Raw genomic sequence first — 20764 nt, forward strand, 5'->3', positions numbered from 1 at the left:
CGACCGGTCTGAAAGGTCAATCAGGGTTGCGCCGGGGCCGGCCCGGGGTCTATCCCGAGGCCGTCAACAAAGGATGTCCCATGCGCCCCTCTGGTCGAGATTTAAGCGAAATGCGCCCGGTTTCAATCGAGACCGGCTTCACGAAGCACGCCGAAGGCTCGGTTCTGATCAAGGTGGGCGACACGCATGTGCTCTGTACCGCCACGATCGAGGACCGTGTGCCGCCCTTCATCAAGGGCTCTGGCCTGGGCTGGGTGACGGCGGAATACGGCATGCTGCCGCGCGCCACCAACACCCGGATGCGCCGCGAGGCGAGCGCCGGCAAGCAGGGTGGCCGCACGGTCGAGATCCAGCGCCTGATCGGCCGCAGCTTGCGCGCCGGGGTCGATCGCGTCGCCCTGGGTGAACGCCAGATTTCGATTGATTGCGACGTGTTGCAGGCCGATGGCGGGACGCGCTGCGCCTCGATCACCGGCGGCTGGGTCGCGCTGCGGCTGGCCGTCAACAAGCTGATGAAGGCCGGCGACGTGATTTCCGACCCGCTGGTGTCGCCCGTCGCAGCGGTCAGCTGCGGGATCTATGCGGGTCAGCCGGTTCTGGACCTGGATTACCCCGAAGACAGCGAAGCGGGCGTCGACGGCAACTTTGTCATGCTCGGCGACGGCCGCCTGATCGAGGTGCAGATGTCCGCCGAGGGCGCGACCTTTTCGCGCGACCAGATGGATCAGCTGATGAGCCTGGCGGACAAGGGCGTCAAGGAACTGGCCGCCGCACAGCAGGCCGCGGTGGCATGACCCGCCGGTTCGAGGGCGACACGCTTCTGATCGCCACCCATAACGCCGGCAAGCTCGAAGAGATGGCCGCGCTGCTGGAACCCTTTGGCGTGAAGGTAGTCGGCGCGGCCGAAATGGACCTGCCCGAGCCGGACGAGACCGAGACCACCTTCGTCGGCAATGCCCGGATCAAGGCGCATTCGGCGGCGAAGGCCACCGGCCTGCCGGCCCTGTCCGACGACAGCGGGATCGAGATCGACGCGCTGGACAATGCGCCGGGCGTCTACACCGCCGACTGGGCGGAAACCGGAAACGGCCGCGATTTCGTCATGGCGATGGAAAAGACCCATCGCCTGCTCGAAGAGGCCAACGCCCCCCACCCCCGCACCGCGCGCTTCTGCTGCACGCTGGTGCTGGCCTGGCCCGACGGCCATGACGAGGTGTTCGAAGGCGTGATGCCCGGCCAGGTCGTCTGGCCGATGCGCGGCGACATGGGCCACGGGTACGACCCGATCTTCGTCCCCGACGGCCATGACGTGACCTTTGCCGAGATGGACCGCTGGGAGAAGAACAAGATCTCTCATCGCGCGCGGGCCACGGCGAAATTCATAGACGCCAATTTTGGCTGAGGACTGGCAATCCGGCGGCTTCGGGCTGTATGTCCACTGGCCCTTCTGCGCCGCCAAGTGCCCCTATTGCGACTTCAACTCTCACGTGTCCCGCCAGATCGATGAAACGGTCTGGCGGGATGCTTACGTTAAGGAAATCGAAAGGGTTGCGGCCGAAACATCGGACAAGGTCCTGAACACGATCTTCTTTGGCGGGGGGACGCCTTCGCTGATGTCGCCCGAGCTTGTGTCGGAGGTGATCGAAGCGGCCCGCCGCGGCTGGCGCTGGTCGAACGATGTCGAGATCACGCTGGAAGCCAATCCCGGCTCGGTCGAGGCCGGGCGCTTTGCGGGCTATCGCATGGCCGGTGTGAACAGGGTCAGCCTGGGTGTTCAGGCGTTGAACGACGCGGATCTGCGGCGGCTGGGGCGGATCCACACGGTGGCCGAGGCGCGCGGCGCCTTCGACATTGCCCGGGCGGAATTCGATCGTGTGAGTTTCGACCTGATCTATGCGCGGCAGGATCAGTCGATGGCGGATTGGCGGGCGGAATTGTCCGAGGCGCTGGAAATGGCGGTGGATCACCTGTCGCTGTACCAACTGACGGTCGAGGACGGGACCGCCTTTGCCGACCGGTTTCGCGCAGGCGGGCTGCGCGGCCTGCCGGAGGACGACCTTGCCGCGGATCTATACGCCGTGACTCAGGAGGTCTGCGCCACCCACGGTTTGCCCGCCTACGAGGTGTCGAACCACGCCCGTCCGGGATCGGAATCGCGGCACAACCTCGTCTACTGGCGCTATGGCGATTATGCGGGGATCGGGCCGGGCGCACACGGGCGGCTGACGCTGAACGGTCAGAAGTTCGCGACCGAGGCGCCGCGCGCGCCGGGGCTGTGGCTGGACGCGGTGAAGGCGGGCCGTGGCGAATTGGCCCGCGAACCCTTGTCGCCTCAGGATCAGGGGGCGGAATACCTCATGATGTGTCTGCGCCTGTCAGAGGGACTGGATATGGCGCGGTTCTCACGGCTTTTTGGGGCGGATTTGCCGGAAGAAAAGCTGGTTTCGCTGGAAAACCTGGGCTTTCTGCGTCGGGACCGCGGCATTCTGCAAGCCACGGCCGAGGGCCGCATCCTTCTGAACTCTGTTCTGGCAGAGCTTTTGCCGGACCAGGCCTGAACCGGTCCGGCAGATTATCCTGATGTCGTGCTCAGTTCTGGCTGAGCAACCCGCACAGCGTATCAAGCTCTTCCAGCGTGTTGTAGCGGATGCGCATGACGCCGGATTCCGTACCTGGTTCGTGGTCCAGGATCACCCGCATCTTGAGCGCTGCCGACAGATCGCCTTCGAGGGCGCGGGTATCGGCGTCCTTCTCCTCGGCCATCCGCGGCGCAGTGTTGCGCGGTCTGGCGGGCGTGCCCTGTTCTTTCTTCACCAGGGCTTCCGTGGCGCGAACCGAGAGTCCCCCCTGTACGACCTTTTTGGCCAGAACCGAGGCGTTATCCGTGGTGATCAGCGCCCGCGCATGCCCGGCAGAGAGCTGCCCTTCGCGCAGAAGATCCTGAACATCGTCGGGCAGAACAAGCAGACGCATCAGGTTCGCGATGTGGCTGCGGCTTTTGCCAAGGGCTTCGGCGAGTTTCTCCTGGGTGTGGCCGAAACTGTCCATAAGCTGACGATATCCAGCCGCCTCTTCCATCGGGTTGAGGTCCGCACGCTGGATGTTCTCGATGATCGCGATCTCGAGGACCTCGACGTCATCGAAATCGCGCACCAGAACTGGAACTTCGTGCAGCTGCGCGGCCTGCGCGGCGCGCCAGCGACGTTCACCGGCGACGATTTCAAACATGCCTTCGTCGCGCGGGCGGACGATCAGGGGCTGAATGATCCCCTTTTCGCGGATGGAATTGGTCAGGTCCTCCAGATCCTCGGGCGCGAACCGGCGCCGCGGCTGGTTCGGATTGGCAACCAGCTTCTCCGTTGGAACAAGGAGATCCGGCCGCCGCGGTGCGGCGCCGCCGTCGTTTCCCTCTTCCGGGACGACATCCGACATCAGGGCGGACAGCCCCCGGCCAAGCCCGCGTGGTTTCTTCGATCCTGCCATTCAGACCTCCCGGCGGCTCAGGCGGCCACCTTGTTGTGCTTTTCCATCAATTCAACTGCAAGCGCGCGATACGCCTGCGCGCCCTGCGAATTCGTGTCGTAGGCCGTGACCGGCATGGCGTAGGACGGCGCCTCGCTGACCCGGACATTCCGGGGGATCAGCGTTCGGAACACCAGCTCACCCAGGTTATCGCGGGCGTCCTGTTCGACCTGCTGCGACAGGTTGTTGCGCCGGTCATACATCGTAAGGACGATCCCTTCGATCCGCAGATTGGGATTCGCGGTCTGTCGCACCTCGCGAATGGTCAGCATGAGCTGCGAGAGGCCCTCGAGAGCATAGAATTCACTTTGAAGCGGGACGAGAACCGAATGCGCGGCCACCATGGCGTTGACGGTCAGCAGGTTCAGGGAAGGCGGGCAGTCGATGAGGATGTAATTCCAGCCGTATTGATCCATTGCCGGCTGCCGTAGGGAATCGTGCAGAAGATAGCTGCGTTTTTCGTTGGAAATCAGCTCGATATCCGCCGAACTAAGGTCGACCGTGGCCGGAACGATGCCAAGATTGTCTATGCCGGTGCTTTGGATGACCTCGGTCAGCGGCGCATCGTCGATCAACAGGTCATAGGCGGTCAGGTCGCGTTCGTCCACGCCCAGGCCGGTGGAGGCGTTACCCTGCGGATCCAGGTCGACGACCAGAACCCTTTGTCCCATTTCCACCAGCGCAGCCGCCAGGTTGATGGCTGTCGTGGTCTTGCCGACCCCGCCCTTCTGATTGGCTACGGCGACGATGCGCGGACCGTGCGGACGCGACAGATCAGTCACGGGATACTCCTTTGATGACCAGAAGAACCGCCTCGGGCTCCGTTTCACTTTTAACCGCGTCGCAGTCAAATTGCCATGTGGCCCGTGCGTCCTCCACCTCTTTTCCCCAGGTTTTTCCCTTGAGGAAGAGCATCGTGCCATCGGGGGCGGCGTGGCGTGTGGCGTAACCGAGGAGCGTCGTGAGATCGGCCAGGGCACGGGCCGAGACGACGCCGGCGCTTTGCGGGGGCGCGGATTCGATGCGTTGGGCGAGAACGTTGATCGAAACACCGCATTCGCGGGCGGCGGTGCGAAGGAAAACGGCCTTGCGCTGATCGCTTTCGATCAGGGTGACGCGGGTGTCGGATGCCGGTTCAGCGGCGAGTATGGCTGCGATCACGCCCGGGAAGCCTCCTCCCGAGCCGAGATCGGCCCAATGATCCGTTCTCGGAGCGGCCCGATAGACCTGAAGGGAATCAACGATATGGCGCGACCAAAGGTGTGGAAGCGACGCACGCGAGACAAGGTTTATCTTCGGATTCCACTTGACCAGAAGATCCGCGAAAATCTGAAGCCGTTCGTATGTTTCACGTGAAACATTGAGAGCGACGGCTCCGGGCCCCTCGCCCACCGTCACGCGCGCTTGACCCGAAGGTCCCGCCGCAGACGCGCGAGGATAAGCGCAAGCGCCGCCGGGGTCATACCGTCAATTTTTGCCGCCTGGCCAATATTTGACGGGCGGGCGCGTGTCAGCTTGCCTTTCAGTTCCGAAGACAGGCCCTCGAGCAAGTCGAAATCAAAATCCGCTGGAATGACGTGCTGTTCATCACGCTTCATCGCCGCGACATCTTTTTCCTGCCGGGCAATGTAATTCGCGTAAAGCGCGTCGCGCTCGGTCTGGGCCTGGATCTCTGGCTCAACCTGGTCCAAACCGGGCACAAGCTTCTGGATTTCGGCAAACCCTACGTTGGGAAACGCAAGAACGTCCATCCCCGACCGGCGCGTGCCGTCCTGGTTGACGGCAATTCCCGCCGCAGCGACCTGTTTCGGCGTATAGGTCCCTTCTGTAAGCCGATCCCGTACAGTCGCCAGCTTTTCCTGCTTGGCAAGGAAGGTCATTCGGCGCGCGTCGCTTACGCAGCCAAGCTCCATAGCCTTTGGTGTGAGGCGCTGGTCCGCGTTGTCCGCACGCAGGGACAGCCGGAATTCTGCGCGAGAGGTGAACATGCGATAGGGCTCGGTTACACCGCGCGTCGTCAGATCGTCGATCATGACGCCGATATAGCTGTCGGACCGGCTGAAATGTACCGGGTCTCCACCCACCACATATCGGGCCGCATTCAGCCCGGCCACCAAACCTTGTGCCGCCGCTTCTTCGTATCCTGTGGTTCCGTTGATCTGTCCAGCCAGATACAGCCCCGGAACGTCCTTCAACGCCAGCTCCTGCGTCAGCGCGCGCGGATCGACGTAGTCATACTCGATCGCATAGCCCGGCTGCAGGATTTTCGCCTGTTCCAGCCCACGGATCGAATGCACGTAGGCCTCCTGCACGTCCTCGGGCAGCGAGGTCGAGATGCCGTTGGGATAGACCGTCGGGTCGTCTACGCCTTCGGGTTCCAGGAACACCTGATGAGAGCTTTTGTCGGCGAAACGCACGACCTTGTCCTCGATTGAGGGGCAGTAGCGCGGACCGATCCCATCGATATGCCCGCCGTACATCGCCGAGCGCGAGAGGTTTTCCGAAATGATCTCATGGGTTTGCGCGTTTGTATGGGTAATTCCGCAGGAAATCTGCGGCGCCTGAACACCACGGGTCAAGAACGAGAAAAACACTGGATCGTCATCGCCCGGCTGACTTTCCAATCCTTCCCAATCAATCGTCCGACCGTCCAGACGAGGTGGCGTGCCGGTCTTCAGTCGGCCCAACGGAAGGGCAAAGGAATCGATCCTTTCCGCCAATTGCACCGATGGCTTGTCGCCGATCCGGCCGCCGGGTTTCCGTACATCGCCAATATGGATCACACCGCGCAGGAAGGTCCCCGTGGTCAGGATCACGGCCCCGGCCCGGATCTCTGCCCCATCGGCAAGCCGCAGGCCAACGACGCGCGCGCCCTCCATCAGGAAGTCGACCGCCTCGCCCTCGATGATTTCAAGCCCGGGTCGCGCCACGGTCTCGGCCAGCATCGTTTCCCGATAGATCTTGCGATCCGCCTGCGCGCGAGGCCCCTGGACGGCCGGGCCCTTCCGGCGGTTCAACAGACGGAACTGGATCCCCGCCCTGTCGGCGACGCGCCCCATGACCCCGTCCATGGCGTCGATTTCCCGGACAAGGTGCCCCTTACCAAGGCCACCGATCGCCGGATTGCAGGACATAACGCCAATTCCGTCTCGCCTCAGCGTGACAAGACCCGTCCGGACACCCATACGCGCAGCCGCATGCGCCGCCTCGCAGCCCGCATGACCACCGCCAATCACGACAACGTCCAGATCACGATGTTTCACGTGAAACACTCCCATACCATTCCGGGTTCATTTCCCCAGACAGAACCGTGAGAAGATCTCGTCCAACAGGTTTTCAACGTCAACCCGGCCAACCAGGGCCTCCAGGGCCCGAATCGCTGAGCGCAGCTCTTCCGCTGCGATATCATAAAGCTCCGGGCCATCATCCAGAACCGCTTGCGCCGCCAACAGGCCAGAGACCGCCTGTTCCATCGCCATGCGGTGCCGCGCATGTGTCGCTGTCCCGGCAAGCCGCGCGCGCCCTGACAGAACATTGCCAATCTGCGCCACCAAGGCATCGACACCCTGCCCCGTCGCACCGGAAACGGCACCGTCAGCATCCTCAAGAAGATCCGCCTTCGGACGCAGAACGATATCCTCGGGCTCCAGGTCCAGCCCCTCGGGCAAAGGCCCCTCGGTCAGAACCACCCGCAGATCCGCAGCCGCAGCCCGTTCCCGCGCCAGATCCACACCGATACCTTCGACCTTGTCCAGCGTGTCCCGCAACCCTGCCGTATCCAGCAGCGTCACCGGCAACCCGTTCAGGTCCATCCGAACCTCGATCACATCGCGGGTTGTTCCGGCAATCTCCGACGTAATCGCGGCCCGCCGCCCGGCCAGAGCATTCAGCAGCGTCGATTTTCCGACATTCGGCGCCCCGATAATGGCCACCTCGAACCCGGATCGGATCCGTTCCGCCATCCCGATGCCGGACACCTCGCGCTCGAGCCCGGCACGCACCTTCGCCAGAAGGTCGGTCACCTCCGGCGTCACATCCACCGGAACCTCTTCATCCGCGAAATCGATCGTTGCTTCCAACAAGGCCGCCGCGCGGATCAGGTCCTCCCGCCAGGACTCCGCCAGCGTGCCCAGACCGCCGGAAAACACCCTTTGCGCCTGGCGCCGCTGCGCTTCTGTCTCGGCGTCGATCAGATCGGCCAGCCCCTCGACCTGGGCCAGGTCCAGCTTGCCATTCTCAAGCGCGCGCCGCGTGAATTCCCCCGGCTCCGCCATCCGAGCCAGACGCCCCAGAGCCGACAGGACGGACAGGACAACCGCCCGGCTGCCGTGCAGATGCAGCTCGACCACATCCTCGCCCGTGAAACTCGCCGGCGCCTCGAACGTCAGAACCAGCGCACGGTCAAGCTCGGCCGCGCCGTCGCGCACCACGCGCAGGGATCGCCCGGCGCGCGGCAGGCCCGCGCCCACCAGCGTTTCGCATATCTTGAAAGCCCCCGGCCCTGACACCCGCAGCACCGAGACCCCCGCCTTTCCAGGCGCCGTTGCCTCGGCAAAGATTGTGTCCATGGGGCCGCCCGGGTCAGGTGTTCATCGAATCGAAGAATTCGCCGTTGGTCTTGGTCTGCTTCAGCTTCGAAATCAGGAACTCGACCGCATCCGTCGTGCCCATCGGGTTCAGGATCCGCCGCAGCACGAAGGTCTTCTGCAGATCGCCCTTGTCGACCAGAAGATCCTCTTTCCGCGTGCCGGACTTGAGGATGTCGATCGCCGGGAACACGCGCTTGTCCGCGATCTTGCGATCCAGGACCAGTTCAGAGTTACCCGTGCCCTTGAATTCCTCGAAGATGACCTCGTCCATCCGCGACCCGGTATCGATCAGCGCGGTTGCAATGATCGTCAGCGATCCGCCCTCTTCGATGTTTCGTGCCGCGCCAAAGAAGCGTTTCGGCCGCTGCAGTGCGTTCGCGTCCACACCACCGGTAAGAACTTTGCCCGAGGACGGCACGACAGTGTTGAACGCCCTACCAAGTCTTGTGATCGAGTCCAGAAGGATCACAACATCTCGCTTATGCTCGACAAGGCGCTTGGCCTTTTCGATCACCATCTCGGACACGGCAACGTGCCGCGTCGCCGGTTCGTCGAAGGTCGAGGAGATCACCTCGCCCTTCACCGACCGCTGCATGTCCGTCACCTCTTCGGGGCGTTCGTCGATCAGCAGGACGATCAGGTAGCATTCCGGATGGTTCGCTTCGATCGAATGGGCGATGTTCTGCAGCAGGACGGTCTTGCCCGTCCGCGGCGGCGCCACGATCAGCGACCTCTGCCCCTTGCCGATCGGCGCGACCAGGTCGATGATCCGGGCCGAGCGATCCTTCACCGTCGGATCGTCCAGCTCCATGTTCAGACGTTCGTCGGGATACAGCGGCGTGAGGTTGTCGAAGGCGATCTTGTGACGCGCCTTGTCCGGATCCTCGAAATTGATCTTCGTGACATTGGTCAGCGCGAAATAGCGCTCCGTGTCGTTCGGCGCCTTCATCACGCCTTCGATCGTGTCCCCGGTCCGCAGGCTGTGCAGCCGGATCATGTCGGGCGAGACATAGATGTCATCCGGACCGGGCAGATAGTTCGCCTCAGGCGACCGCAGGAAGCCGAACCCGTCCTGAAGCACCTCAAGCACCCCATCGCCCGAGATTTCCCAGCCCTCGTCCGCGCGTTCGCGCAGGATCTGGAACATCATCTCGCCCTTGCGCATCGTCGAGGCGTTCTCGATCTCAAGCTCTTCCGCCATCGACAGAAGATCCTTCGGGCTCTTGGCCTTCAGATCAGCAAGGTTGAGGGATTCGATTGTCATGAAACTATCCTGGGCACGTTCCTGAGGCCGGCATACCTGGCCGGTCCTGTACTGGTATCGTCGGGAATCACGCGGTCCCGGACGGGCGCGTTGACAGGCTACATAGGCACCGTGACCGCAGCTGTCAAACAAAGTCGAAATCGGGGCGACGCAAAGTCACCCCGCGAGCGCGGTTTCAGAACTTTAAGACAACCGAAAACACGATCACCAGCATCAGAACCGTCGGCACTTCGTTCATCATCCGGTACTGGCGGCCGGTCAGCCGGTTTTCGCCCGCGATGAACTCTTTCCGGCGCCGGCCCAGCCAGTGATGGAACCACGTCATCGCGATCACCGCAGCAGCCTTGGTCCAGGGCCAGATCGCGCTCCAGTCCACGATGCCGGGTGTAAAGACCAGCATCAGGCCGAACACCCATGTCGCGATCATCGCCGGGTTCATGATGAGCCTGAGAAGCTTCTTCTCCATCATCTCGAAGACCGGGGGAAGGCCGTCCACTGTCTCTACCTGCTCCACGTGATGCACGAACAGCCGTGGCAGGTAGAAAAGCCCCGCCATCCACGAGATCACCGCCGCGATGTGAAGGGACTTGGCCCAGGGGTACAGGGTGGCGAGAAGGTCGGTCATTTTATCCTCATCCCGGTTGGGCTCCCTCCCTTATAATAAATTAAGAGAAAAGAAAGGATGATGTGATTGTAGGCCCCCCTGCCGTCTGGGGATTACGCTGTTCTCCCGGACTCTGTCCTCGCTTGGGAAAACTTGGCGCAAGATCAGGGCCTTGCAGTGGGTACCATGAAAGAATCGCGTATTAACAAAAGGTTAACAGATCGCCGCGCGGGGTAAGATTGTGGACGAATCGTGGGGTTATCCCCGTGACCAAAGTTATCCACAGCCGCGATTTATCCTTATACCATCCGGAGAAAACGCGAGCGCTTCGCTGAAATCAGGGCGAAACGCGTGGACTTGATCGAAAGGCAAAATTTTATACAAGTCCTCCGCAGGCGCTTCTACCCTTCGTCCACCGGTTTATCCACAGGGCCACGCCGGGCCCGCCTGCCCGGCCGGCCGAACAGGTGCCCATGACCCAACCGCTGATCCTCGCCTCCGGCTCTGCCATCCGCGCCACGCTGCTGACCAACGCGGCCATTCCCTTCTCGGTCCAGGTGCCCCGCATCGACGAAGAAAGCATCAAGGCCTCGCTTGTCGCCGAGGGCGCGAAGCCCCGCGACATCGCCGACACCCTGGCCGAGATGAAGGCGCGCAAGGTGGCCGACAAGGCGCCGGGCGCCCGGGTGCTGGCCTGCGACCAGGTGCTCAGCCACGACGGCGCGCTTCTGTCAAAGCCCGCCTCCCCCGAAGAGGCCGAGGCGCAGATCATGGCGCTGTCGGGATCGCGCCATACGCTGTATTCGGCGGCCGTACTTTACCAGGAAGCGCGCCCGGTCTGGCGCCATGTCGGCACCGTTCACCTGACCATGGCCCGGCTGAACCCGGCCTATGTCACCGGCTACGTGCGCCGCAACTGGGACAGCATCCGCCACGCCGTGGGCGCCTACAAGCTCGAGGAAGAAGGCGTGCGGCTCTTCACGCGGATTGACGGCGACTATTTCAACGTATTGGGTATGCCCCTGTTGGAATTGCTGGCCTTTCTGGCCGACCGGGGAGATATCGACAGATGAGCGACACGCGCATTCCGCTGGCCGGGGTGATCGGATCCCCCGTGGCCCATTCCAAATCGCCCAGGCTATTCGCGCATTGGCTGCGGACCCATGGGGTGCGGGGCCATTACATCCCCATGGATATCGCGCAGGATGATCTGGCCCAGGTCCTTAAGATGTTGCCGAAGATGGGCTTTGTCGGCGCCAATGTCACGATCCCCTACAAGGAGACGGTGCTGGGCCTTGCCGATCAGATCACCGACCGCGCCACGCTGATCGGGGCCGCGAACACGCTGATCTTCCGCCCCGACGGCAAGATCCACGCCGACAACACCGACGGCTACGGCTTCATGGAAAACCTGCGCGCCGGCGCGCCCGAATGGGACCCCAAGGCCGGCCCCGCCGTGGTGCTGGGCGCCGGCGGCGCGGCCCGCGCGGTGGTCTCGGCCCTGGCCGATGCCGGCGTGGACGAGATCCTGCTGACCAACCGCACCCGCGTGCGCGCCGAGAAGCTGAAAGAGGATTTCGGCCAGCGCGTGCAGGTGGTCGACTGGGTCCAGGCTGGCAATATCGTGGATGGTGCCGGGCTGGTGGTGAACACCACCTCGCTTGGCATGACCGGCAAGCCCGAGATGCGCGTGCCGCTCGACGGGCTGCGGCCGGGCACCGTGGTGACCGATCTGGTCTATGCGCCGCTGCAGACCCGCCTGCTGAAAGCCGCCGAAGCCGCCGGCTGCACCACGGTCGACGGGCTGGGCATGTTGCTGCATCAGGCGGTGCCGGGCTTCGAACGCTGGTTCGGTCCCCGCCCGCAGGTCGATCAGGCCACCCGCGACGCCGTATTGGCATGAGCTTCCGCCTCGGCCTCACCGGCTCCATCGGCATGGGCAAGAGCACCACGGCGAAGATGTTCGCCGATGCCGGCTGCGCCGTCTGGGATGCCGATGCCGCAGTGCACCGGCTTTATGCGCCCGGCGGTGCCGCGGTGGCGCCCATGGCCAAGGCCTTTCCCGAGGCGATCGAGGATGGCGCCGTCTCTCGCACCCGGCTGAAGGCGATCATCGCGGCCGATCCTGCTGCGCTGAAGATCATCGAATCCATCGTCCATCCGCTGGTCGCCGCCGACCGCGCCGCCTTTGCCGAACAGGCGACAGCGGATATCCTCGTCTTCGACATTCCCCTGCTTTATGAAACGGGGGGCGAGGCGCGGATGGATGCCAGCGCGGTGGTCTCGGTCGATGCCGAAACCCAGAAGGCGCGGGTGCTGGACCGTGGCACGATGACCGAGGCGCAGTTCGAGCAGATCCGCGCCAAACAGATGGCGGACGCCGAAAAACGCGCGAAGGCGGATTTCGTGATCGTCACTGACACGCCGGACCATGCCCGCGCACAGGTGGACGACATCGTGCGACAGATCAGGGAGCGGATGAATGCGTGAGATAGTTCTCGACACCGAAACCACGGGGTTCGACCCCGAAACCGGCGACCGCATCGTCGAGATCGGCGGCGTGGAACTCTATAACCACGTGGCCACCGGTAATACCTATCACCAGTACATCAACCCGGAACGCTCCATGCCCGAAGAGGCGTTCCAGGTGCACGGGCTGGGCGACGAGTTCCTGCGCGACAAGCCCAAGTTCGCCGAGATCGGCCAGGCCTTCCTGGATTTCGTCGGCGATGCCAGGCTGGTGATCCACAATGCCAGCTTCGACATGAAGTTCCTGAACGCCGAGCTGCGCTGGATGGGCCTGCGGCAATTGCCCATGGACCAGGCCGTCGATACGCTGGCCATCGCCCGCAAACGCTTCCCCGGTTCGCCCGCCACGCTCGACGCGCTCTGCCGCCGCTTCAACATCGACAATTCCTCGCGGACCCTGCACGGCGCCCTGCTCGACAGTGAAATCCTGGCCGAGGTCTACCTGGAGCTCATCGGCGGCCGCCAGCCCGACCTGGTGCTGACCCGGCGGTCCGACGATGGTGACTCCGGCACCGACAGCTGGCGCCCGCGCCCCCGGCCGACGCCCCTGCCCTCGTTGCTGACAGACGCCGAACGCGCCGCGCACGAGGCTTTCGTCGACACGCTTGGCGACAGCCCCCTCTGGCGCCAGTAACCCCGGCAACCCGTCCATGCCTCCGAGCGACCGGGCTGCCTTTTTCGCACACCCTGCTGTTTCACCTTTGCGGCAAATACCTGACACAGCGGTGACGCCGGCCCGCCGAAACAGAAAAGGGCGCCTCGCGGGACGCCCTTCTGTCTTTGAACCGATGAAAACGCTTACTGCGTCGGGGCGTCGGCCGCCTGCGCCTGGGCCGCGGCCTGGCGGCGGGCGATTTCCTGGCGGTAGAGCTGCACGAAATCGATGTTGTCCAGGTTCAGCGGCGGGTAGCCGCCGTCACGGGTGATGTCGGACACGATGCGGCGCAGGAAGGGGAAGATCATGCGCGGGCATTCGATCATCAGGAACGGGTGCAGCTGCTCTTCCGGAACGCCTTCCACGTGGAAGATCCCGGCATAGTCGATTTCCATCAGGAACAGGGAATCCCCGCTTTCCTTCGCCTTGGCCGTGGTGGTCAGCTTGATCGACACCTCGTACTGGTTCGCCACGTTGCGCTTTTTGGCATCCAGGTTCACCTGAACGTTGATGTCCGGCTGACCCTCGCTGCGTCCGCCGTTCTGCGCCATCACGTTTTCAAAGGACAGGTCACGGATGAACTGGCCCAGCACGCGCATCTGCACCTGCGGTTGCTGGGGCTGGCCGTCGGTGGCGCCCTGCGGATCGGGATTGTCGGTCATGCGACGTCTCCTAGACTAAGGTTTGCGGCTCATTATCAGCTTGGCGGGGTGTGCTCAATGCTGGTCCGGGTCCTTCTCGACCCAGCCCGAGGCCCGGCCGGATGACGGGCCCTTGCGGGGCTCCTCCCCTGGTCGGATCTCGGTGAATTCGCCGTCGATGATGTCATCGGGATGGCCACTGCCCATCGGCCCCCGGGGACCGCCGGGACCGGGACGGGAGGAAAAGCTGGTATGGCTGGAAAAGCTCTGCACGCTCACCCGGGCGCGCACCTGGCGGAAGATCCAGTGACGCACCGGCGGCATCAGCAGGGCAAAGCCCACCGCATCGGTGAAAAAGCCCGGCGTCAGCAGCAGCGCGCCGGCAAACAGGATCATTGCCCCGTCGGCCAGCGGCTCGGACGGGTCGCGCAGATCGTTGAACGCGCCGGTCAGTTTCTGCATCGCCTGCCGCCCCTGCGATTTGACCAGCCAGGTGCCCAGCATCGCCGTGATCACCACGATGGCCAGCGTCGGCCAGAGCCCGATCAGCCCCCCGACCTGGATGAACAGACCGATCTCGATCAGCGGGACGAGCAGAAAGACAAGAAATAGCGGCAACGAAGTCTCCTTGACACGATGGAACACGGGGGCATCTGAGGGCGGGACGGTGGACTTGAAACCACCCGTCCCCTACATAAGGACGATGACCGGGCGCTCAATGCCCAATGTCCGAAACGAGGTCGCTTGATGAATTCCCCCCTGATCCAGCTTCTGGTGCTCGCCGGGATTGCCGTCTTCCTGATCCTGCGCTTGCGCAGCGTGCTCGGAACACGCGAAGGTTTTGAAAAACCGCCCGCCAGCCAGGTGCCGGACAAGCCGTCGCGCCCCGACTTCGAAGTGATCGAAGGCGGACCGGATCGCGACATCACCGATCACGTGCCCGAGGGCAGCCAGATGGCCGAGGATTTCGCCGCGATGAAGCGGATCGAACCCAGCTTCTCTGTCTCGGAATTCATGGGGGGCGCCCGTGGCGCCTATGAAATGATCGTGATGGGCTTTGAACGGGGCGAGCTCGATGCAATCGAACCCTACCTGGCCGAGGACGTGTTCCAGACCTTCGTCGACGTGGTCGCGCAGCGCGAGGACCAGGGCCTGACGATCGAGGCCGATTTCATCGGCGTGCGCGAAATGTCCGTCGCCGAGACCCGGTTCGACAGGGACAGCAACCTGGCCGAGATCACCATGCGCTTCACCGGAGAGCTTACCTCGGTGGTGAAGGACCGCGACGGCCAGATCATCGAAGGCAGCCCCACCAGCGTGAAGCGTCAGAAGGACAGCTGGACCTTCGCGCGGACCATGGGGTCGGACGATCCGAACTGGCTCCTGGTCGCGACCGACGGGTGAACCCATGCTGGGGGCGATGCGCGCGGCCGCTCTGGGGCTGACCCTTGCGGCATGGACCGGGCCCATGCCCGGCGGCGCGCAGTCGCAGACCGGGGACGACCCGGCCGGCCTCGTCCCCAGCGCCTTTTCCGACACGGATTTGTCCGAGAAGGACCTGGACCTCGCCGCGCTGGCCCGCGACGCGGACGATCTGCTCCCCGATACCGAGCCCGACCCCGTCACCGCCCCGCTTGCGGTGCCCGCGCCGATGTCGCGGTCGATCATGCCGGGCGAACCCGCGCCCGATTACACGATCCTGGGGTTCGACGACCTCGACGGCTGGGCCGAAGATGATCATGCCGCCGCGCTTTCGGTCTTTCTGAACACCTGCATGGATTTCGACGATGCCGACTGGCGCGCGCTTTGCGCCGTGGCCCAGGGCCATCCGCCCGAACAGGCGCGCCTGTTCTTCGAGCTTTTCTTTCGCCCCACCCTGATCGAGGATGGGGAAAAGCCGCTTTTCACCGGCTATTTCGAACCGGAGCTCGAAGGCTCCCGCACGCCCACGCCCCGCTTCCGCTATCCGCTGTACCGCATGCCGCCCGAGGCGCGCGATACCCCGCGCTGGCTGACCCGGCGCGAAATCCTGACCAGCGGCGTGATGGAAAACCGCGGGCTTGAAATCGCCTGGGTCGACGACCCGGTAGAGCTGTTCTTCCTGCAGATCCAGGGATCGGGCCGGATCCATTTCAGCGATGGCAGCTACGTCCGCGTCGGCTGGGGCGGGGGTAACGGCCACGAATACCGTTCGGTCGGCAAGGAGATGGTGCGCCGCGGGATCTATGCCGCGCACCAGGTCAGCGCCAAGGTCATCGGCGCCTGGGTGCAGCGCAACCCCGGCATCGGCGAGGAACTGCTGCATCACAACCCGTCCTTCGTGTTCTTCCGCGAGGTGACGCAGGTGCCGGCGGACATGGGCCCTCTGGGCGCGATGAACCGGTCGATCACGCCGCTGCGGTCGATCGCGGTCGATCCCGATTTTACCCCGCTGGGCGCCCCGGTCTGGATCGAAAAGGCGGGGGCTGCGCCGATGCACCGGCTGATGGTGGCGCAGGACACCGGCTCGGCCATCCAGGGGGCGCAGCGGGCGGACATCTTCGTCGGCACGGGCGCGGCGGCGGGGCTGGCCGCCGGTCAGCTGCGGGATCCGGGGCGGATGGTGGTGCTGTTGCCCATACAGCGGGCCTATGCGTTGCTGCCGGACGGCGCGTGATGACGAAACGCAAGCTGTCGCCAGAGGAGGCCGCCCTGTGGGAACAGGTGGCGGCCCGGACCGAAAGACTGCACCCCGAGCGCAAGTCCCAGGCCGAGACGCCAAAGCCGAAACCCAAGCCGCAGAAACCGCCGCATGTGCACCGGCCCGAGATCGAGCCTTTCGATGTCGGCCAGCACGCGCGGCGGGGGCCGGCGCCGCATGACCTGAAGAAGCCTGTGGGCGACCGGCTGGCGAATGCGGGGCTGTCAATGGATCGCAAGGCCTTCACCCGGATGCGGCGCGGCAAGCTGGTGCCCGAGGGGCGGATCGACCTGCACGGCATGACGCTGGAGAGGGCGCATCCCGCGCTGACGCGGTTCATCCTGCGCGCGCAGGCGGATGGCAAGCGGCTGGTGCTGGTAATCACCGGCAAGGGCAAGACCTCGCGCGAGGATCATGGCCCGATCCCCCGGCCGCGCGGGGTGCTGAAACACCAGGTGCCCGACTGGCTGTCGCGCCCGCCGCTGGCGCAGGCCGTACTGCAGGTGGCCGAGGCGCATATCAGCCACGGCGGAACCGGGGCCTATTACGTCTACCTCAGGCGGAAGCGCTGAGGCAGGATGCTCCCCGGCTTCGGCGGGTCACAGATCCTTCCGCGCGCGGGAGATGCCGATCATCATCATCACCGTGGCCAGCACGAAATAGGCCGACACCCCGATGAACTGCCGCTGAATCCCCAGTCCGAGGTCGATCAGCAGCCCGGTCACCCCCGGCCCGATCGCCGAGCCCAGAACCATGACCGCCGCCGCCATCGCCTTGATCGCGCCGATATGCGCGGTGCCGAAGACCTCGGCCCAGAAGGCATTGGGCAGCGTCGCCATGCAGCCCGTCGTGATCGCCATGCAGGCAAGCCCCATCAGCATCGTGCCCGGCGTGTCCGACACGGCATAGATCATGAAGGCCGCCACCATCGGCACCTGCATGAAGGGCATCAGCCGCACGGCCCCGACCCGGTCCAGCGCCCAGCCCGAGCCGATGGCAATGCCAAGCGACAGGGCGGTGTAAACGGGAAACAGCCGCACGAGTTCGACATGGACCCAGCCCTTGATGTCGGCCAGGTGGACCTGGTGGAAGAAATAGGCCGTCACGAAAGACGGCGGCCCGAGGATCGCGGGCACCATGAACCAGAACAGCGGATGGGTCAGCACGTCCTTCCGGGTCCAGTGCCGGCCGCGCATGCCCACCGAGATGCTGCGCTCGGCATGGGATTGCGGGGTTCGTTCCTGGCGCAACAGCCGCATCAGCAGCGGCACGGCCAGCAGGATGGCCACGGCCGAGGCGATCCACAACAGGTGCCAGTCCACCCAGACCATCAGCGCCACGAAGGTCAGCGGCAACAGCGCCTCGCCCAGGGCGAAGCCCATCGTCGCCACCGAAAGCGCCCGGCCCCGCGTGGCATCGAACCAGCGCGACATGGCGACCAGCGCGATATGGCTGGACATGCCCTGCCCGAAGAAACGCAGCGCGAAGACCACGACAAAGAGCAGCCCGGCCCAGGGATTGAAGGCCATCGCCAGGCAGGCCATCGCCAGCCCGGCCAGGATGAAGGGGCCCAGCTGGCGCACCCGCAACACGTCGGTCAGACCGCCGGCCCACACCATGACCACGGCGGCCATCCCGGTGCCCAGCGTATAGATCCCGCCCCACTGGCCATGGGACAGGCCGAACGTCTCGCGGATCTCGCCCGCGAAGACCGAGATGAAGAAGGTTTGGCCGAAACTCGACAGGAAGGTCAGAAGCGCACCGGCCCCAAGCCATTGCGCGTTCTGCCTCAGGAAGGAACCCAGTGACATGGGATACCAAGTGCCCCCGGTTTCAGCCGGGCGCAAGCGCGAACCGACCGGGGGCATGTCGCTTTGGGGCCGGGCCGGGACCCGGACGCCGGGTCAGAGCACGTAGCGGCTGACGTCGGTGGATTTCGTGAGCTCGCCCAGGTGTTTCTCGACGAAATCGGCATCCACGGTCACCGTGTCGCCGGAGCGGTCGGGCGCGGTGAAGGAGAGCTCTTCGAAGACCCGCTCGATCACCGTATAAAGCCGCCGCGCGCCGATGTTCTCGACGCTCTGGTTCACTTCGGCGGCGATGCGCGCCAGTGCCGCGATGCCATCCTCGGTGAACGAGACCTCGACCTTCTCGGTCTCCATCAGCGCGGTGTATTGCCGGGTCAGGGCGTTGTCCGTTTCCGTCAGGATGCGGACGAAATCGCCCTCGGTCAGAGCCTTGAGCTCCACACGGATCGGCAGGCGGCCCTGCAGTTCGGGCAGCAGGTCCGACGGTTTGGCGATGTGGAAGGCGCCCGAGGCGATGAACAGGATGTGGTCCGTCTTCACCGGGCCATGCTTGGTCGAGACCGTCGTGCCCTCGATCAGCGGCAGCAGGTCGCGCTGCACGCCCTCGCGGCTGACATCGCCGCCGCGGGTTTCGGCGCGGGCGCAGACCTTGTCGATCTCGTCGAGGAAGACGATGCCGTTCTGCTCCACCGCTTCCAGCGCGGCGCGGTTCACGGCCTCGTCGTCCAGCAGCTTGTCGGCCTCTTCGCTGATCAGCAGATCATAGCTTTGCGCCACGGTTGTCTTGCGCCGCGTGGTGCGTCCGCCAAAGGCCTTCCCGAAGAGGTCGCCCAGGTTCATCATGCCCATCTGGCCGCCGCCGGGCTGGCCGGGCATGTCGAACATCGGGAAGGGGCTGGAGGTGTCGGCCAGCTCAAGCTCGATCTCGGTATCGTCCAGCTCGCCGTTGCGCAGTTTCTTGCGGAACATCTCGCGCGTGGCCTCGCGGGCGTCGGTGCCGGCGATGGCGGCGATGACGCGATCCTCGGCGGCCTGGTGCGCGGCGGCCTTCACGTCCTCGCGCATGTGCTCGCGGGTCTGGACGATGGCGCTGTCGACCAGGTCGCGGACGATCTGTTCCACGTCGCGGCCGACGTAGCCGACCTCGGTGAACTTGGTCGCCTCGACCTTGATGAAGGGCGCGCGGGCCAGTTTCGCCAGCCGGCGCGAGATCTCGGTCTTGCCGACGCCGGTGGGGCCGATCATCAGGATGTTCTTCGGATAGACCTCCTCGCGCAGGTCATCGGGCAGTTGCTTGCGGCGCCAGCGGTTGCGCAGGGCCACGGCGACGGCGCGCTTGGCCTCGGCCTGACCGATGATGAAACGGTCGAGCTCGCTGACGATTTCCCGCGGGGTAAGGTCGGTCATCTGTGATCCTTTCGGGGGGAGATTTTTCGTACGAAAAATCTCGGGCCGGGAGCAGCTGTCGGTCTGTTACCGGCCGATGATGGCTCAGGCGTCGAGGCTTTCCACAAGCACGTTGCCATTGGTGTAGACGCAGATATCGGCGGCGATCGAGATGGCCCGGCGCGCGATCGCCTCGCCGTCCATGTCGCTGTCGATCAGCGCGCGCGCGGCGGCGAGGGCGTAATTGCCACCCGATCCGATCGCGGCCACGTCATGTTCGGGTTCCAGCACGTCGCCCGCGCCGGTGATCACCAGAAGATCCTTGCCGTCCGAGACGATCAGCATCGCCTCCAGCTTCTGCAGGTACTTGTCGGTGCGCCAGTCCTTGGCCAGCTCGACGCTGGCGCGGGCCAGTTGCCCAGGCGTCGCTTCCAGCTTGGCTTCCAGCCGTTCCAGAAGGGCAAAGGCATCGGCCGTCGATCCGGCAAAACCGGCGATCACGTCGGATCCGCCGGGGCTGAGGCGGCGCACCTTGCGCGCCGTGCCCTTGATCACCGTATCGCCCAGCGACACCTGGCCATCGCCGGCAATCACCACGCGCCCGTTCTTCTTCACGCCGATGATGGTCGTGCCATGCCAGCCCGGAAAGCTATCGCTTGTCATGTGGGGGTCTCCGCATCGGCGCAGCCCTGTGGCGCGCCGTCCTGGCCCCGGCGCGCTGCGCGCTGGGGCCGAATTTTCAGTGTCTCGAAACCGAAGGCCCGATCAGATCGAGCTGTCGATCCAGCTTTTCAGGGCCGCTTTCGGCGCCGCGCCCGCGCGGTTCGAAATAACCTGGCCGTCCTTGAAGATGAACAGCGCCGGGATGCCGCGCACGCCCATGGCGGCGGCAGAGTTCGGGTTGCTGTCGACATCGACCTTGGCAACCTTGATCTTGCCGTCATATTCGGCGGCGAGTTCTTCCAGGGCGGGGCCGATCTGTTTACAGGGGCCGCACCATTCTGCCCAGAAGTCCACGACAACGGGGACGTCGGAATTCTTCACTTCTTCATCGAAGGTCGTATCGGTTACGGCAACAGTGGCCAT

23 protein-coding genes are annotated in these 20764 nt (G+C 64.5%); 10 read left to right on the forward strand and 13 right to left on the reverse strand.

All coding sequences use genetic code 11. From position 1 onward, the window contains the following. Nucleotides 1-80 precede the first annotated feature (80 nt). Genes rph through hemW form a run of 3 tightly spaced genes read left to right on the forward strand, consistent with a single transcriptional unit; the run spans nucleotide 81 to nucleotide 2558 of the window. On the forward strand, nucleotides 81-794 hold the full coding sequence (gene rph, locus ATO3_RS06220; protein WP_088648957.1) for a ribonuclease PH: 714 nt from the start codon (nucleotides 81-83) through the stop codon (nucleotides 792-794). After that, the gene (gene rdgB / locus ATO3_RS06225; RefSeq protein WP_088648958.1) at nucleotides 791-1402 is read left to right on the forward strand and encodes an RdgB/HAM1 family non-canonical purine NTP pyrophosphatase; all 612 of its coding nucleotides are present in this window, start codon (nucleotides 791-793) and stop codon (nucleotides 1400-1402) included. Before rph ends, rdgB begins: the two co-directional genes overlap by 4 nt. Continuing rightward, entirely contained in the window at nucleotides 1395-2558 is a 1164-nt protein-coding gene (gene hemW / locus ATO3_RS06230) for a radical SAM family heme chaperone HemW (protein WP_088648959.1), read from the forward strand. The genes rdgB and hemW overlap by 8 nt, the downstream gene beginning before the upstream one ends. Before the next feature lie 31 nt (nucleotides 2559-2589). Here the strand turns inward: hemW and ATO3_RS06235 are convergent, their stop codons facing one another. The 7 genes from ATO3_RS06235 to hemJ all read right to left on the reverse strand — a co-directional run bounded on the left by ATO3_RS06235 (nucleotide 2590) and on the right by hemJ (nucleotide 10000). Further along, a complete protein-coding gene (locus tag ATO3_RS06235) occupies nucleotides 2590-3483 on the reverse strand; it encodes a ParB/RepB/Spo0J family partition protein (RefSeq protein WP_088648960.1) in 894 nt (297 codons plus the stop codon). A 17-nt stretch (nucleotides 3484-3500) separates the two neighbouring features. Next, entirely contained in the window at nucleotides 3501-4304 is an 804-nt protein-coding gene (locus ATO3_RS06240) for a ParA family protein (RefSeq protein ID WP_088648961.1), read from the reverse strand. Then, nucleotides 4297-4920 carry a 16S rRNA (guanine(527)-N(7))-methyltransferase RsmG gene (gene rsmG, locus ATO3_RS06245; RefSeq protein WP_408630803.1) on the reverse strand — a complete coding sequence of 208 codons (624 nt, stop codon included), beginning with the start codon at nucleotides 4918-4920 and terminating at the stop codon, nucleotides 4297-4299. Before rsmG ends, ATO3_RS06240 begins: the two co-directional genes overlap by 8 nt. Next, entirely contained in the window at nucleotides 4917-6785 is a 1869-nt protein-coding gene (mnmG, locus tag ATO3_RS06250; protein ID WP_088649356.1) for a tRNA uridine-5-carboxymethylaminomethyl(34) synthesis enzyme MnmG, read from the reverse strand. Before mnmG ends, rsmG begins: the two co-directional genes overlap by 4 nt. A gap of 27 nt (nucleotides 6786-6812) precedes the next feature. Further along, the gene (gene mnmE, locus ATO3_RS06255) at nucleotides 6813-8090 is read right to left on the reverse strand and encodes a tRNA uridine-5-carboxymethylaminomethyl(34) synthesis GTPase MnmE (RefSeq protein ID WP_088648962.1); all 1278 of its coding nucleotides are present in this window, start codon (nucleotides 8088-8090) and stop codon (nucleotides 6813-6815) included. 13 nt (nucleotides 8091-8103) lie between these two features. After that, nucleotides 8104-9375, reverse strand: coding sequence for a transcription termination factor Rho (gene rho, locus ATO3_RS06260; RefSeq protein ID WP_088648963.1), 1272 nt, complete (start codon nucleotides 9373-9375; stop codon nucleotides 8104-8106). A gap of 175 nt (nucleotides 9376-9550) precedes the next feature. After that, complete coding sequence (gene hemJ / locus ATO3_RS06265; protein ID WP_088648964.1) at nucleotides 9551-10000, reverse strand: protoporphyrinogen oxidase HemJ; 450 nt, start codon at nucleotides 9998-10000, stop codon at nucleotides 9551-9553. Between the two features lie 452 nt (nucleotides 10001-10452). On the opposite strand from hemJ, the gene ATO3_RS06270 reads away from it, so the two are divergent. The 4 genes from ATO3_RS06270 to dnaQ are packed head-to-tail and all read left to right on the forward strand — an operon-like array spanning nucleotide 10453 to nucleotide 13142. Then, on the forward strand, nucleotides 10453-11052 hold the full coding sequence (locus ATO3_RS06270) for a Maf family protein (RefSeq protein ID WP_088648965.1): 600 nt from the start codon (nucleotides 10453-10455) through the stop codon (nucleotides 11050-11052). Next, nucleotides 11049-11882: a shikimate dehydrogenase gene (locus ATO3_RS06275; RefSeq protein ID WP_088648966.1), complete on the forward strand. Its 834-nt coding sequence runs from the start codon at nucleotides 11049-11051 to the stop codon at nucleotides 11880-11882. Before ATO3_RS06270 ends, ATO3_RS06275 begins: the two co-directional genes overlap by 4 nt. Continuing rightward, nucleotides 11879-12469, forward strand: a complete 591-nt coding sequence (coaE, locus tag ATO3_RS06280) for a dephospho-CoA kinase (RefSeq protein ID WP_088648967.1) — start codon at nucleotides 11879-11881, stop codon at nucleotides 12467-12469. The genes ATO3_RS06275 and coaE overlap by 4 nt, the downstream gene beginning before the upstream one ends. Further along, a complete protein-coding gene (gene dnaQ, locus ATO3_RS06285; protein ID WP_088648968.1) occupies nucleotides 12462-13142 on the forward strand; it encodes a DNA polymerase III subunit epsilon in 681 nt (226 codons plus the stop codon). The genes coaE and dnaQ overlap by 8 nt, the downstream gene beginning before the upstream one ends. A gap of 164 nt (nucleotides 13143-13306) precedes the next feature. Here the strand turns inward: dnaQ and secB are convergent, their stop codons facing one another. Then, nucleotides 13307-13825: a protein-export chaperone SecB gene (gene secB, locus ATO3_RS06290; RefSeq protein ID WP_088648969.1), complete on the reverse strand. Its 519-nt coding sequence runs from the start codon at nucleotides 13823-13825 to the stop codon at nucleotides 13307-13309. Nucleotides 13826-13879: 54 nt separating this feature from the next. After that, the gene (locus ATO3_RS06295) at nucleotides 13880-14422 is read right to left on the reverse strand and encodes an FxsA family protein (protein WP_088648970.1); all 543 of its coding nucleotides are present in this window, start codon (nucleotides 14420-14422) and stop codon (nucleotides 13880-13882) included. A 129-nt stretch (nucleotides 14423-14551) separates the two neighbouring features. Between ATO3_RS06295 and ATO3_RS06300 the strand changes: the two genes are divergently transcribed. The 3 genes from ATO3_RS06300 (at nucleotide 14552) to ATO3_RS06310 (ending at nucleotide 17056) form a co-directional block, all read left to right on the forward strand. Then, complete coding sequence (locus tag ATO3_RS06300; protein ID WP_088648971.1) at nucleotides 14552-15208, forward strand: Tim44/TimA family putative adaptor protein; 657 nt, start codon at nucleotides 14552-14554, stop codon at nucleotides 15206-15208. 247 nt (nucleotides 15209-15455) lie between these two features. After that, nucleotides 15456-16460, forward strand: coding sequence for a murein transglycosylase A (gene mltA / locus ATO3_RS06305; RefSeq protein ID WP_088649357.1), 1005 nt, complete (start codon nucleotides 15456-15458; stop codon nucleotides 16458-16460). Further along, complete coding sequence (locus ATO3_RS06310) at nucleotides 16460-17056, forward strand: Smr/MutS family protein (RefSeq protein WP_088648972.1); 597 nt, start codon at nucleotides 16460-16462, stop codon at nucleotides 17054-17056. Before mltA ends, ATO3_RS06310 begins: the two co-directional genes overlap by 1 nt. A 27-nt stretch (nucleotides 17057-17083) precedes the next feature. Here ATO3_RS06310 and ATO3_RS06315 read toward each other — a convergent pair whose 3' ends face one another. From ATO3_RS06315 to trxA, 4 genes are all read right to left on the reverse strand, one after another. Then, on the reverse strand, nucleotides 17084-18295 hold the full coding sequence (locus ATO3_RS06315) for an MFS transporter (protein WP_088648973.1): 1212 nt from the start codon (nucleotides 18293-18295) through the stop codon (nucleotides 17084-17086). Between the two features lie 93 nt (nucleotides 18296-18388). Then, nucleotides 18389-19699 (reverse strand): ATP-dependent protease ATPase subunit HslU, encoded by a 1311-nt coding sequence (gene hslU, locus ATO3_RS06320; RefSeq protein ID WP_088648974.1) that lies wholly within the window; start codon nucleotides 19697-19699, stop codon nucleotides 18389-18391. An 84-nt stretch (nucleotides 19700-19783) separates the two neighbouring features. After that, nucleotides 19784-20341 carry an ATP-dependent protease subunit HslV gene (gene hslV, locus ATO3_RS06325; RefSeq protein ID WP_088648975.1) on the reverse strand — a complete coding sequence of 186 codons (558 nt, stop codon included), beginning with the start codon at nucleotides 20339-20341 and terminating at the stop codon, nucleotides 19784-19786. Between the two features lie 102 nt (nucleotides 20342-20443). After that, nucleotides 20444-20764, reverse strand: a complete 321-nt coding sequence (gene trxA, locus ATO3_RS06330) for a thioredoxin (RefSeq protein ID WP_088648976.1) — start codon at nucleotides 20762-20764, stop codon at nucleotides 20444-20446.

Source organism: Marinibacterium profundimaris, from assembly GCF_002210095.1.
GTDB lineage: Bacteria > Pseudomonadota > Alphaproteobacteria > Rhodobacterales > Rhodobacteraceae > Marinibacterium > Marinibacterium profundimaris.